12 protein-coding genes are annotated in these 13,803 nt (G+C 58.4%); 4 read left to right on the top strand and 8 right to left on the bottom strand.

Translation table 11 applies throughout. The features are described from left to right. Positions 1 to 347 precede the first annotated feature (347 nt). Both RT657_RS15385 and RT657_RS15380 read right to left on the bottom strand, forming a co-directional pair. Positions 348 to 956 carry a DsrE family protein gene (locus RT657_RS15385; protein ID WP_313655488.1) on the bottom strand — a complete coding sequence of 203 codons (609 nt, stop codon included), beginning with the start codon at positions 954 to 956 and terminating at the stop codon, positions 348 to 350. A gap of 31 nt (positions 957 to 987) precedes the next feature. Next, entirely contained in the window at positions 988 to 1,593 is a 606-nt protein-coding gene (locus RT657_RS15380; RefSeq protein ID WP_313655487.1) for a DsrE family protein, read from the bottom strand. Between the two features lie 759 nt (positions 1,594 to 2,352). Between RT657_RS15380 and RT657_RS15375 the strand changes: the two genes are divergently transcribed. Both RT657_RS15375 and arsC read left to right on the top strand, forming a co-directional pair. Beyond that, positions 2,353 to 3,816 (top strand): M48 family metallopeptidase, encoded by a 1,464-nt coding sequence (locus tag RT657_RS15375; RefSeq protein WP_313655485.1) that lies wholly within the window; start codon positions 2,353 to 2,355, stop codon positions 3,814 to 3,816. 28 nt (positions 3,817 to 3,844) lie between these two features. Then, positions 3,845 to 4,186 carry an arsenate reductase (glutaredoxin) gene (gene arsC, locus RT657_RS15370; RefSeq protein ID WP_313655484.1) on the top strand — a complete coding sequence of 114 codons (342 nt, stop codon included), beginning with the start codon at positions 3,845 to 3,847 and terminating at the stop codon, positions 4,184 to 4,186. Here arsC and hda read toward each other — a convergent pair. The 3 genes from hda to upp form a co-directional block, all read right to left on the bottom strand. Beyond that, positions 4,183 to 4,884, bottom strand: a complete 702-nt coding sequence (gene hda / locus RT657_RS15365; protein WP_313655542.1) for a DnaA inactivator Hda — start codon at positions 4,882 to 4,884, stop codon at positions 4,183 to 4,185. The genes arsC and hda overlap by 4 nt on opposite strands. 107 nt (positions 4,885 to 4,991) lie before the next feature. After that, a complete protein-coding gene (gene uraA, locus RT657_RS15360; RefSeq protein WP_313655541.1) occupies positions 4,992 to 6,275 on the bottom strand; it encodes a uracil permease in 1,284 nt (427 codons plus the stop codon). A 145-nt stretch (positions 6,276 to 6,420) separates the two neighbouring features. Then, entirely contained in the window at positions 6,421 to 7,047 is a 627-nt protein-coding gene (upp, locus tag RT657_RS15355; protein ID WP_111139322.1) for a uracil phosphoribosyltransferase, read from the bottom strand. A gap of 228 nt (positions 7,048 to 7,275) precedes the next feature. On the opposite strand from upp, the gene purM reads away from it, so the two are divergent. Beyond that, complete coding sequence (purM, locus tag RT657_RS15350; protein WP_111139321.1) at positions 7,276 to 8,316, top strand: phosphoribosylformylglycinamidine cyclo-ligase; 1,041 nt, start codon at positions 7,276 to 7,278, stop codon at positions 8,314 to 8,316. Beyond that, on the top strand, positions 8,313 to 8,951 hold the full coding sequence (purN, locus tag RT657_RS15345) for a phosphoribosylglycinamide formyltransferase (protein ID WP_313655483.1): 639 nt from the start codon (positions 8,313 to 8,315) through the stop codon (positions 8,949 to 8,951). The genes purM and purN overlap by 4 nt, the downstream gene beginning before the upstream one ends. A 202-nt stretch (positions 8,952 to 9,153) precedes the next feature. On the opposite strand, the gene pstB is transcribed toward purN, so the two are convergent. The 3 genes from pstB to RT657_RS15330 are packed head-to-tail and all read right to left on the bottom strand — an operon-like array spanning position 9,154 to position 13,658. After that, positions 9,154 to 9,921 (bottom strand): phosphate ABC transporter ATP-binding protein PstB, encoded by a 768-nt coding sequence (pstB, locus tag RT657_RS15340; protein WP_409521007.1) that lies wholly within the window; start codon positions 9,919 to 9,921, stop codon positions 9,154 to 9,156. Between the two features lie 12 nt (positions 9,922 to 9,933). Beyond that, positions 9,934 to 11,568 carry a phosphate ABC transporter permease PstA gene (gene pstA, locus RT657_RS15335; RefSeq protein ID WP_313655481.1) on the bottom strand — a complete coding sequence of 545 codons (1,635 nt, stop codon included), beginning with the start codon at positions 11,566 to 11,568 and terminating at the stop codon, positions 9,934 to 9,936. Beyond that, positions 11,565 to 13,658 (bottom strand): ABC transporter permease subunit, encoded by a 2,094-nt coding sequence (locus RT657_RS15330; RefSeq protein WP_313655480.1) that lies wholly within the window; start codon positions 13,656 to 13,658, stop codon positions 11,565 to 11,567. Before RT657_RS15330 ends, pstA begins: the two co-directional genes overlap by 4 nt. Positions 13,659 to 13,803: the final 145 nt, after the last annotated feature.

Genomic DNA, 13,803 nt, shown 5'->3' with positions numbered 1-13,803 from the left:
TGTCATGTCCTGAATGCCTGATTGTTTTACTGTGTCAGAAGCCCTGAGGTCCGGACTTAAGTTTACACGGTGTCACCTCTTTTAAGCAGCATTAAGACAAATTTTACCGCACAGCCTGCAGATTAGCCTGGCCCTGAATCCTTTTATGCCACTGCTTCAGCGCACAAAGATGAACGGGGAAGACTCCGGGCTGTCCGACTTGCGCCCGTCATTAACAACCGACGGCAGCAGGCTGCGCGGGCTGAAACCGCCAGGAAAAGGCAGGATTGTGCAGGAGAGCGTTGCCAGAGAGTGAATGGTCCGGGAAACCAGCAGATGACAGCGGCCGTGACGCCGCTGTCAGGCGCTTACAGCATCAGGAAAGCGTAGCCACTGTTTTCCAGCGTCGCCACGGTGGTGCCGCTGGAGATGGTGTGTGTGACCATTGGATCGATCCAGTTGCGCTCGAGCTGATGAAACGCCACGGACTGGTCGCAGATAGTGACCTGAACGCCCGCTTTTTTCAGTTCGCTAATCAGCTTCAGGTTCGGGTTATCAACCCCGTAGGCTTTACTGAACTGTGCATTATTCAGAGCCGAAGAGACCGCATCGCCATTGATTGAAACCACAAACTTCAGCTGGTCGAGTGGCACACCCGCCGCATAATAGAGGTTGGTGACGCGAGCCACGCGCTCCAGCCCCAGATTCGGCTTGCGGATATCCCCGTCATTATGGTTGATCTGGAAAACAATCTTATTACTCAGGCCTGCGGTAGTGCCGGGTTTAAATGCGGGGGTATCCACATAGTGTATTTTTCCATACCCCTCAATTGCTGGCGTACTCCAGAAATCAGCGGGCTCAGTTTTATTATCGGCCACTTTGCCACTGACTTTTTCAAATAACGCTGGCACCTGTAAAACGTTGCCACCAATAAATCCGGCCACGGCCGCCATAACAACTAATGCTGCTGGACGCATTCACTCTTCTCCCGGTTATATAAAATATTCATTACATTGCCAGCCACGCGTAACCCTGATTCTGCAGGGTTGATACGGTAGTCGGACTGGAAAGCGCATGGATGACCGATTTATCAATCCAGTTATTGGGGTAGTGATGGAAGGCCACAGACTGATCGCAGACTGATACTTTCACACCCGCCTGATTCAGCTCATTAATCAGCTTCAGGTTTGGATTGTCGATGCCATAAAACTGTCTGAAATGGGCGTTGTCCAGCATGGCCGGGGTCGCATCACCGGTGACTGAAACCACAAACTTCAGCTGATCCGCTGGCACACCCGAGGCGATATAGAGATTCACCACGCGCGCCACGCGCTCCAGTCCCAGATTGGGGGCGGTCATGGCGCCGTCGCTGCGGGTGATCTGGAAAACGATTTTATTGCTGAGGCCCGCGACCGGTTTAAACGCGGCGTCAGGCTCATAATGAATTTTGCCATACCCTTCAATGGCGGGTGTGCTCCAGAATCCTTCGGCTTCCTGAGGCTCGGTTGCAAAATGGCGTGAGACTTTGTCATAAATAACGCCACTCTGAGTGACAGCCGCGCCAACGACGCCGCCAATAATGGCGATTAACGCGTATGAAACCACTGAACGCATATTACTTCTCTCCGGCAAATCAAATAATGGCTGGCAGATTCAGGACTGAATCAGGTCGGCTATCTATATCACAGCACCGGTATAATTCTCGCCTGGGTAAATTCAGACCATCACAGCAGTGATAACTGCCTAAAATGATTCACAGGCAGACTTAATCGAAAAGTTTCATGCAGCGGGAAACGCGTTCTTTTAAAAAATGGCGCTGATAATTTACTTATTTTTCTGACGCGCTCTCTCTGCTAATGAATAAAACGCAGCCATGCTTAGCTGAATTACTCGTCCGGCGACGTCACTCACGATTTAATTTTTTGATGTTAAACAGGAATGCCAGGGTATCTTTTCGGCAACTTTTTCAGAGTAGACCTGGAAAAAAACGTGCCATTTTCAATTTTTTTGAGCAAATTTACATAACTTTAAACAAAGAGTGGTTATCTTTTTAATTAACCGACAGCAGAATCGTCTTTATTACGTCGAAGCATAACGGGATCCATTGAATAACGCGTCCTATTCCCTCTTTCTCACGCGGTAATCCTTTTGGGGATGGTGTCGTTTAACTACCGTTTAGGTTTCCAGGATGTTCAATTTTTTTCGCCAAAATCCACGATCTTGCAGAATTTACGCCAGGCAGCCGACAGAAAACGCCGTTTCTTTCTTTTAGTGCTCTGGTTAAGATAGGGCCGGACCGCTGTGCCTGGCGAAAAAGGGAACGTTCCCGCTGCGCATCTGTCCACTCTCAGAGCCTCTCTACAGGATTAAGGCATGTTGAACCGCTTAAAGAAAACGCTGATCGCCGCGCTCCTTCCAGCCCTTATTTCCACGACGTTGTCACCGGCTTACGCCGATGTCAGCGATTCGCTGCCTGATATCGGCACCACGGCCGGTTCAACGCTGTCGATCAATCAGGAGCTGCAGATGGGCGACTTCTATGTACGCCAGCTGCGCGCCAGTGCCCCGCTGATTAACGATCCGCTGCTGAATCAGTACATCAATCAGCTGGGCCAGCGCCTGGTCTCACATGCCGACGCCGTGAAAACGCCCTTCCACTTTTTCCTGATTCAGAACGATGAGCTCAACGCCTTTGCCTTCTTCGGGGGCAACGTGGTGCTGCACTCGGCGCTGTTCCGTTTTACCGAGAATGAAAGCCAGCTCGCATCGGTGATGGCGCATGAAATTTCACACGTTACCCAGCGCCATCTGGCACGCGCAATGGAAGATCAGAAACGCAATGCGCCGCTGACCTGGGTTGGCGCACTGGGATCGATTCTGCTGGCAATGGCCAGCCCGCAGGCAGGGATGGCCGCCCTGACCGGCACCCTGGCGGGTACGCAGCAGGGCATCATCAGCTTTACCCAGGGCAATGAGCAGGAGGCCGACCGTATCGGGATTCAGGTTCTGCAGCGTGCCGGATTTGATCCGCAGGCGATGCCGAATTTCCTGCAGAAACTGGCCGATCAGAGTCGCTTCTCCTCGAAGCCGCCTGAAATCCTGCTGACGCACCCGCTGCCTGACAGCCGTCTGGCGGATGCCCGTAACCGGGCGAACCAGATGCGGCCCGTGGTGGTGCAGTCGACGGAAGATTTCTATCTGGCAAAAGTGCGTGCGCTGGGGATGTACCCGACAGGGCGCAATCAGCTCACCGACGAGCTGCTGAGCCAGTATGCGGGCGGCAACGCCCGTGAGCAGATGGCATCGCAATATGGCAAAGCCATACAGTTTCTTCAGGCGAAAAGCTTTGCCGATGCGAAACGCATCATGACGCCGTTACTGGCGAAACAGCCCGGCAATGTCTGGTTCCTGGATATCATGTCGGACATCGACATCGGCCTGAATCAGCCACAGCAGGCCATCGCGCTGCTGAGCGCCGCCAGCGGAGCAAAAAACAGCCCGGTCATCCAGCTCAACCTTGCCAATGCCTATGTTGAAGCGAAGCAGTACGCGAGCGCCAGCCGGATTCTGAATCGCTACACCTGGGCCAACAAAGATGATCCCAACGGCTGGGATCTGCTGGCTCAGGCGTCTGCCGGGCAGGGGCTGAACGATGAAGAGCTCTCTGCACGCGCGGAGAGCCTGGCGCTGAATGGCCAGCTCGACCAGGCCATCACGACCCTCAGCAGCGCCAGCGCCCAGGTGCCGCTCGGCAGCCTGAAGCAGGCGCGCTACGACGCCCGTATCGACCAGTTGCGCCAGTTACAGCAGCGCTTTAAACAGTATCAGAAAGGGTGAAATCCACTGCCCTATAAGGAGAGTCAGGATGGTGACGATTTATCACAACCCGCGCTGCAGCAAGAGCCGCGAAACGCTGGCGCTGCTGACCGCTCGCGGGATTGAGCCGGAGGTCGTGCTCTATCTGCAGACGCCGCCCGATCGCGAAACGCTGCAAATCCTGTTGCAGAAGCTGGGGATGCAGAGTGCCCGGGAGTTGATGCGGACTAAAGAGGCGCTCTATCGCGAGCTGGCGCTCAGTGGCAAAAGCGAAAGTGCGCTGCTGGATGCGCTGGTGAGCAATCCGGTGCTGATTGAAAGACCCATTGTGATCAGGGGCGACAGGGCGCGAATCGGTCGCCCGCCGGAAGCGGTGCTCGACATTCTTTAAAGGCCGAGCGTCTCTTTCACGAACGGAATGGTAAGTTTACGCTGGGCGCTGATAGAGGCGCGATCGAGCCGATCCAGCGTATCGAACAGGGTGCGCATTTCACGATCCAGCCGCTTCAGCAGGAAGCGGCCCACATCTTCCGGCAGTTCAAAACCGCGGAGTCCGGCACGCAGCTGAAGTGCCTGGAGTTTGTCTTCGTCGGAAAGCGGCTGCAGGCGATAGATCTGCCCCCAGTCCAGCCGGGATGCGAGGTCGGGCAGTTGCAGATTAAGCTGACGCGGTGGTCGATCGCCGGTGATTAACAGCCGTGTGTTGCCGGTTTCCAGAATACGGTTATAAAGATCGAAGATCGCCATTTCCCACTCCGGCTCACCGGCAATGCATTCAATGTTATCAATGCAGACCAGTGAAAGCTGCTCCATCCCTTCCAGCACTTCCGGCACAAACCAGGTGCGTTTATCGAGCGGCACATAGCCGACCGCCTCGTTGCGCGCTGACATTTCCGCGCAGGCGGCGTGCAGCAGATGGCTTCGCCCTCCTCCTTCGCGTGACCAGAAGTAGAGATAGCTGCCGTGTTGCTGGTTAAGAGCGCCTTTCAGTGCGGCAATCAGCGACGGGTTTTCCCCCGGCCAGAAGCTGGAGAAGGTTTCGTCGTCTGGTAAATAGAGTGGCAATGACAATTGTGCCGGCGTGTTCAGAAGCACCTCAGCAAGAGAACAAGCAAAAAATCGGGGGAAGTCTAACACAGTTTTCAGAAAGAGATGAATGGGGCGTCCCTGCCCCGATCCCGTGACTCAGGCCGGGATCACGGTTCGCGCGATTCGTCAGCGTCCAGCACCACTTCTTCCGGTCTGAGCCACGAGATCACACGGAAGATCAGCGCCAGGCCAACACCCACGATCGTCGCCAGCGCCATGCCTTTCAGCTCTGCCGCGCCGATATGCACCTTCGCGCCGCTGACGCCGATGATCAGGATCACCGAGGTGAGGATCAGGTTCTGCGCCTTGTTGTAATCAACTTTAGATTCGATCAGCACGCGGATACCGGATGCGCCAATCACGCCATACAGCAGCAGCGACACACCGCCCATGACCGGCACCGGAATCGCCTGAATCACCGCCGCCAGTTTGCCGACGCAGGAGAGCAGAATCGCCAGAACCGCCGCACCGCCGATAACCCAGGTACTGTAGACACGGGTAATCGCCATCACGCCGATGTTTTCTCCGTAGGTGGTGTTCGGCGTGGAACCGAAGAAGCCGGAGATCACTGTCGATAAGCCGTTGGCAAACATCGAACGATGCAGACCCGGGTCGCGGATCAGATCTTTCTTCACGATGTTCGCGGTCACTACCAGATGACCGATATGCTCGGCAATGACCACCAGCGCCGCAGGCAGAATCGTCAGCATCGCCACCCACTCAAAGCGTGGCGTGTAGAACGTTGGCAGGGCAAACCACGGCGCGCGCGCGACGCCGCTCCAGTCCACGATGCCCATAAATGCGGAGAGCAGATACCCCACGACTACCCCAACCAGAATCGGGATGATTGCCAGGAAACCGCGGAACAGCACTGAACCGAATACCGTCACCGCCAGCGTTACCAGCGAAATCAGCACCGTTTTACTGTCAGGCGCACTGCCTTCAGCGGGCAGCAGGCCCGCCATGTTAGCGGCCACGCCCGCCAGCTCCAGACCGATGACGGCGACAATCGCCCCCATCGCTGCGGGCGGGAACATGACGTCGAGCCAGCCGGTCCCGGCACGTTTAACGATCAGCGCCACAATGCAGAACAGCACACCGCACAGGATAAATCCGCCCAGCGCCACCTCATAGCCCAGCGGCAGTAACAGCAGCACCGGCGAGATAAACGCAAAACTCGACCCCAGATAGGCGGGAATTTTGCCTTTACAGATAAAGAGATAAATCAGTGTGCCTACCCCGTTGAACAGCAGCACGGTGGCCGGGTTGATATGAAACAGAATCGGCACCAGCACGGTGGCGCCAAACATGGCGAACAGGTGTTGCAGGCTGAGCGGAATGGTTTGCAGTAACGGCGGTCGTTCACTGACGCCAATGGCGCGACGAGTCATCATTTATCCCCTTAGGTTATCTCTCCCGCAGGTCCGCGCCGCTGCTACAGCAGCAGACGCGCCGGTCAGCCTTACGGCAAACCCGACCCGTTGCGGGAACGTTTTTTTGCCAAAAAAAAGCCGACTCTCTGGTCGGCTATGCGATTTATTTGGTTCCGAAAATTTTGTCCCCGGCATCGCCGAGTCCGGGAATGATATAACCCTTTTCGTTCAGCCCCTGATCCACTGACGCGGTGTAGAGCTCAACGTCCGGATGCGCTTTCTCCAGCGCCGCGATCCCTTCCGGTGCAGCAACCAGTACCAGCACTTTGATGCTGGAGCAGCCCGCTTTCTTCAGGAGATCGATGGTGGCGATCATAGAGCCACCGGTAGCCAGCATCGGATCGACGACCAGTGCCAGCCGCTCTTCGATGTTAGACACCAGCTTCTGGAAGTAAGGCACCGGCTCCAGCGTCTCTTCGTCGCGGTAGACGCCCACCACGCTGATACGGGCGCTGGGAACGTGCTCCAGCACCCCTTCCATCATGCCAAGACCGGCACGCAGAATCGGCACCACCGTGATTTTTTTGCCTTTGATCTGGTCGATCTCTACCGGGCCGTTCCAGCCCTCAATGGTTACGCGCTCTGTTTCCAGATCGGCGGTCGCTTCGTAGGTCAGCAGGCTGCCCACTTCAGACGCCAGCTCGCGAAAACGCTTTGTACTGATATCATGCTCACGCATCAGGCCCAGTTTATGTTTGACCAGCGGGTGTCTGACTTCCACGATCTTCATTGGTGTTCTCCCGGAATGAGTTGAGCTAAAAAAATCGCGGGATTATACCGCCTTTTGGACGGCGCGCCACCTCTCCTTGCGCAATACCGCGGCTTTTACAGGGACAAACAGAGGATTGATGAAATTCGGCCGATGCGCAATCCCGGACTCGCAAACGTTTGCCTGCACTGATAGAATTGCCGCGCTTTATTTTAAACCACCAACCGCAACTCGCGTGGGGACCTCGCAGTGACCGACAAAACCTCTCTCAGTTACAAAGACGCCGGTGTTGATATTGATGCTGGTAACGCTCTGGTTGACCGTATTAAAGGCGTAGTGAAAAAGACGCGTCGCCCGGAAGTGATGGGTGGACTGGGCGGTTTTGGTGCGCTTTGCGCGCTGCCGCAGAAATACCGTGAGCCCGTGCTGGTTTCCGGCACCGATGGCGTGGGCACCAAGCTGCGTCTGGCGATGGATCTCAAACGTCACGATGCCATCGGCGTTGACCTGGTCGCGATGTGCGTCAACGATCTGGTGGTTCAGGGCGCCGAGCCGCTCTTCTTCCTCGACTATTACGCCACCGGGAAACTGGATGTGGAAACGGCCTCTGCGGTGATCACTGGTATCGCTGAAGGGTGTCTGCAGTCAGGTTGTGCGCTGGTGGGCGGTGAAACCGCCGAGATGCCGGGCATGTATCACGGCGAAGATTATGACGTGGCCGGGTTCTGTGTCGGCGTGGTGGAAAAGTCAGAGATCATTGATGGCAGCAAGGTGCAGGATGGCGACGTGCTGATCGCCCTCGGTTCCAGCGGCCCGCACTCCAACGGCTACTCGCTGGTACGCAAAATTCTGGAAGTCAGCAACACCGATCCGCTGTCTGAACAGCTGGAAGGCAAACCGCTGGCTGACCATCTTCTGGAACCGACCCGCATCTATGTGAAGAACATCCTGAGCCTGATTGAGCAGGTCGATGTACACGCGATTGCGCACCTGACCGGCGGCGGCTTCTGGGAAAATATTCCGCGCGTACTGCCTGACAACACCCAGGCGGTCATCGACGAGAAAAGCTGGCAGTGGCCGGCCGTCTTCAGCTGGCTGCAGCAGGCGGGCAACGTCAGCCGTTTCGAGATGTATCGCACCTTTAACTGTGGTGTCGGCATGGTCATCGCCCTGAGCCCGGCCGACGCGGATAAGGCGATTGCGCTGATGCAGGCAGCGGGCGAGAAAGCCTGGAAGCTGGGCGTGATCAAAGCCTCCGATGCTGAAGAGCGTGTGGTTATTAACGGATGAAAAAGCTGGTTGTACTGATTTCCGGCAACGGAAGTAACCTTCAGTCCATCCTTGACGCCTGCGCCAGCGGGCGGATTCACGGCAGCGTGGCTGCCGTGTTCAGCAACCGTGCCGCGGCTTATGGCCTGACGCGGGCGCAGGAGGCGGGCGTGCCCGCCCATGCGCTTGCCGCCAGCGACTTCGCTGATCGTGAAGCCTTCGACCGCCAGCTCATTGCGGAGATCGAGGCGTACGCGCCCAATCTGATTGTGCTGGCCGGCTATATGCGGATTCTCAGCCCCGCTTTTGTCGCCCACTTTCACAATCGCCTGCTGAATATCCACCCTTCTCTGCTGCCGAAATACCCGGGCCTGCATACGCACCGTCAGGCGCTGGAGAATGGCGACAGCGAACATGGCACCTCCGTGCATTTTGTCACGGATGAGCTGGATGGTGGCCCGGTGATCCTGCAGGCGAAAGTCCCGGTTTTTCCCGGCGACACGGAGGCGGAGATCACGGAGCGGGTTCAGCATCAGGAGCATGCCATCTATCCGCTGGTGATCGGCTGGTTTGTTGAGGGCCGGCTGACAATGCACGACGGTAAAGCCTGGCTGGATGGCGAACCGCTGCCGCCGCAGGGCTATGCTAACGACTGATGTACTGGAAGCCGTCAGGCGTTTCCCACAGACGGCTGACAAATGTGAAGCGATGGCCCGGTAGCGGGCGCACCTCAGGGATGAGGTGCGTAATCGTCCGCGTTGAGCCCGTCATGGAGGGCCTCTTTTGCGTCTTTACGCAGGACACAGGCCCCCTGAGCCGGTGTGATCGTCCTCAGGTCGCCCCTTTCCCGATGCTGGCTCAGCCGTAGCGCCCCGTAATATAATCTTCGGTCCGGCGCTGTTTCGGCGCGGTAAAGATGCGATCGGTTTCGTCAAACTCCACTAACGTGCCCTGATGCATAAACGCGGTGTAATCGGAGACGCGCGACGCCTGCTGCATGTTGTGCGTCACCAGTACCAGCGTGAAATGCTGCCTGAGCGTGGTCATCAGCTCTTCGATTACCAGCGTGGAGATGGGGTCCAGCGCGGAGGTCGGTTCATCCAGCAGCAACACTTCCGGCTCAATCGCGATAGCGCGGGCGATGACCAGACGCTGCTGCTGTCCGGTCGAGAGCGTCAGCGCATTCTGCGACAGCTGATCTTTCACCTCACTCCAGAGCGCCGCCGCCCGCAGCGCCCGTTCGCAGGCTTCGTTCAGCACCCGCCGATCGCGCACGCCCTGCAGACGCAGCCCGTAGATCACGTTTTCATAAATCGATTTCGGAAAGGGATTGGGCCGCTGAAACACCATGCCGACCCGCCGCCGCAGCGCCGAGAGATCCTGCTCAGGACGCAGGATCGACTGCGATCCCAGCAGCACGTCGCCCTCGACCCGGCAGTGATCGATCACATCGTTCATGCGGTTAAAGCAGCGCAGCAGCGTAGACTTGCCACAGCCAGAAGGACCAATCAGCGCAGTGATCCTGTTTTTTGGCACCTGCAGCGAAATACCCTGCAGCGCCTGGCGCTCGCCATACCACAGCGATAGCTGGTTAACGGTCAGCGCGATATCCGTGTCGGACGTCATAGTCATAGCCTGTTATTGAGTCATAAGACGATAGCGTTCACGCAGACGGTGACGCAGACCCATCGCCAGCAGATTCAGTGAGAGAATAATCAGCACCAGCAGCAGCGCGGTCGCAAAGACCAGCGGCCGGTCAGCTTCAATATTCGGACTCTGAAACGCCAGATCGTAAATCTGGAAGCCCAGATGCATAAACTTGCGGTCCAGATGCAGATAAGGAAATACTGCGTCCACCGGCAGCTCCGGCACCATCTTGACCACGCCCACCAGCATCAGCGGCGCGGTTTCCCCGGCGGCCCGCGCGACGGCCAGAATCAGCCCGGTCAGCATGGCGGGCACCGCCATGGGCAGGACCACATTCCACAGCGTTTCCGCCTGGGTAGCCCCCAGCGCCAGCGATCCCTGACGCAGGCTGTTGGGAATGCGGGATAGCCCCTCTTCGGTCGCCACAATCACCACAGGCAGCGTCAGCAGGGCCAGCGTCAGCGACGCCCAGAGCAAGCCGGGCGTACCAAATGTGGGGTTTGGCAGCGCACTGGCGAAGAACAGTCGATCAATGGTGCCGCCCGCCAGCCAGACAAAGAATCCCAGACCAAAGACGCCATAGACGATGGAGGGGACGCCCGCCAGATTGACCACCGCAATGCGCACCAGTCGCGTCAGCGCATGACGTCCGGCATATTCATGCAGCCAGATGGCGGCGACGACGCCCAGCGGCATCACCACCACCGACATCAGCAGCACCATCAGCACAGTGCCAAAGATCGCTGGAAACGCCCCGGATTCACTTTCGCCTTCGGCGGGTGTGTCGCTGACAAAACGCCATAGCTGATGCAGAAAATGCACCATTTTGCCGCTCAGCGTCATGGCGTTTGGCTGCCAGCTATCGACGATTTCGGTCAGCGGAATCGCATGTTCGGTGCCCTGAACGTCACGCAGAATAAGCAGATCGCGCTGACTCTGCAGTTGCAGGGCCGCCAGCGTTTCGCTCAGCTGATTAAAGCGGCGCTGCAGGGCGGCCTGATTGGCCTGATATTCCGATTCGGCCTGCAGATCGAAGCGTCCGGCAGCACGGTTTCGGGCCGCCTGCTCATCGAGCTCTTCACGCTGGTTGTTGAGGCGCGCCATATCGACCCGGCGAATCTGATTCGCCTGCCGTACCAGCATCTGTACCTGCCTCAGCCGCTGGTGCAACAGCGCATCGGGATGCCGCGCGGTTAACTCTTCATTATCTTCCCGCAGGCCGACAAACCAGCCATAGGCCAGGCCGTGGCTGCGCCGCTGCAGCACCACAATCTCCGCTGGCTGGCTGACCTGCGCTGCGGTACGGCTGTAGATGACCCGAAAGTCAGGCGCATCCCAGTCGCGGTTACCGGTTTTCACCAGGTAGCGATGCACCTGTCCACCGCTGTTGCCCTGTTCATCTGCCGGTGCCGGAAAATGGCGCTGATGCTCCAGGGTTTCGCCCAGCAGGCGTGTCTCGCCGCCTTCCGGCTGACTGAACGTATAGAGATCCACGCGCTGCGGCCAGAAAGCCCGAACACCCTGCCAGGCCAGCAGCCCGATGAGCAGCGTAAAGGCCAGCAGGCAGACCGTAACGGCCCCGGCGGTTAACCAGCGCCAGCGGTCGTTCTGTCGCATCGCCTTCATGCCTGCTCCTCCTGCTGACTGTAACGCTGACGCAGCCGCTGACGAATCAGTTCGGCAACAGTATTGATCACCAGCGTAAAGATCAGCAGCATCAGGGCGCTGAGAAACAGCACGCGATAATGGGCGCTGCCCGCCACCGCTTCGGGCATCTCAATGGCGATATTTGCCGACAGCGCGCGCAGGCCACTGAACAGCCCACCCTCACTCTGCGGCGTGTTACCGGTGGCCATCAGCAGAATCATGGTTTCGCCCACGGCCCGCCCCAGCCCGATCATCAGCGCGGCAAAGATACCGGCCGAGGCACCAGGCAGGACGACGCGGGTCAGGGTCTGCCACGGTGTGGCCCCCAGCGCCAGCGATCCCTGCCCCAGGGCGGCCGGTACGCTGAACAGAGCATCTTCGGAAAGTGTAAAAATCAGGGGCACCAGCGCAAAGCCCATCGCCAGCGCCGCAACCAGCAGATTGCGCTGCTCATAATGGGGCAGCCAGTCACCCGCATCCGGAATAAACAGCACAGGCAGCCACAGCGTCAGCAGCGTGATCAACAATAACAGCGGCAGCAGAATCAGCACCTCCCGGCCCGGCTGCCGCCAGCGCGACGGTAAGCGTGCGCTGAGCACGCCGCACAGCAGTAACGTGCCCGCCAGCGTCAGCGGCAGCAGCAGCACGCCCACCAGCGCCTGTCCGATATGCGGTGCGAGCCAGATCCCGGCAATCAGCCCCACGACCACGCTCGGCAGCGCGCCCATCATCTCAATGGCCGGTTTAACCCAGCGCCGTAATCCGGGCGACATAAACCATGCGGTGTACATCGCGGCGGCCAGCGCCAGCGGGGTGGCAAACAGCAGCGCCAGGCTGGCCGCCTTTAAGGTTCCTGTCACCATCGGCATCAGGCTGAACTTAGCCTGATAGCTGTCGCCCGCCGCGGTGGACTGCCAGACCCACTCCGGGCCAGGGTAATTTTCATACCAGATTTTTTGCCAGAAACTGCGCCAGGTGACGTCCGGCCAGGGATTATCGAGCCGCAGGAGCTGCCAGCTTCCCGCCCGCTCAATCAGAAGCGAGTCACCCTGAGGTGAAAATTGCGCCTGCACAACGCCAGGCGCCAGCTGACGCTGCAGAATCGGCCCGGTCTGCTTGCTGGCAAAGAGGCGTAGCAGCCCCTGTTTGCTGATCGTCGCAAACACCCGCCGTTGTGATTCTGTCACCAGTAGCGTTCCGTCATCGCTCTGGCTGTCGGCAAACGTCCGGATACGCTGCAGGCGCGGCCCCTGCTCACCGGCAATAGCGAACCACTGTGTGACGCCAGTGCGATCCTGAATCAGCAGCGTTCTGCCGCCCACCAGCAGATGCAGGCTTTGCGGGGGATGCGCCAGCGTGTGGGTTTCGCGCAGGTGAGCCCGATCGTCATCCAGTTGCCAGACCCGCAGCAGGCTGCCCTCCGTGGTGTAGAGCAGATCGCCTGTCGGCGAGAGAGCCAGCCGATCCAGCCGATCCTGCGGCAGTGAGAACACGGAGGCCTGGCGATCGGTGCCGAGCGTCAGCACCCGCAGCCCGGCTGCCGTGAGCGCCGCAATGCGCCACTGACCGGCATGGCGCGTCGCCAGCGCCATCTTCGTCACTCTGCCTCCGGGCAGATGAAAGGGTTTGTCGCCCAGTGGAAAATGCCACTGCCCGTCAGCGGTGGGCTGCATCAGCGTCAGCGCCCCCTGCATGTTCAGCAGCAGCGTCTGTTCATCACTGCTCCGCACCACGTCATCGGGCGGCGGCGTCAGCGCCAGCGCCGGTTCAGCAGGCTGACCATCCAGCGGAATAAACCGGGCGGCGCCCTGGCTGCTGATACGCCAGCCGACCCGGCCCAGATTCCCTGTCGCGACAGCGGGCGTCCGATCCCAGAGCTGCTGACCGGGCATCATCTGCACGCCTGGCGCACTGAACAGTGGAAGTACCACGCCAATCAGCCAGCAAAACAGCAGCAGCATCAACAGCAGGATCGCCACACCACAGCAGGTGATCAGCCGCCGCGTCAGCCGATCAACGGCACGACGCTTACGATCGCTGAATTGGACAGGAATGTGGTTTACGCTCATGCGGTTCCGGTAACAGGGCCAAAATAAGCCGCTATGTTGCCCGTAGCCGATTGATAAGACAACTGCTGGCGTTGGACAACGCTGCCATACTCTCGCCATAATGTTGATGGATACTGGATCTTCAGTCCTGCAACCGCTAAATGGA

The organism is Pantoea sp., from assembly GCF_032114055.1.
Classification (GTDB): domain Bacteria; phylum Pseudomonadota; class Gammaproteobacteria; order Enterobacterales; family Enterobacteriaceae; genus Pantoea.
The sequence above is the reverse complement of the archived record's forward strand: the minus strand, read 5'-3'. Positions and strand labels throughout refer to the sequence as shown.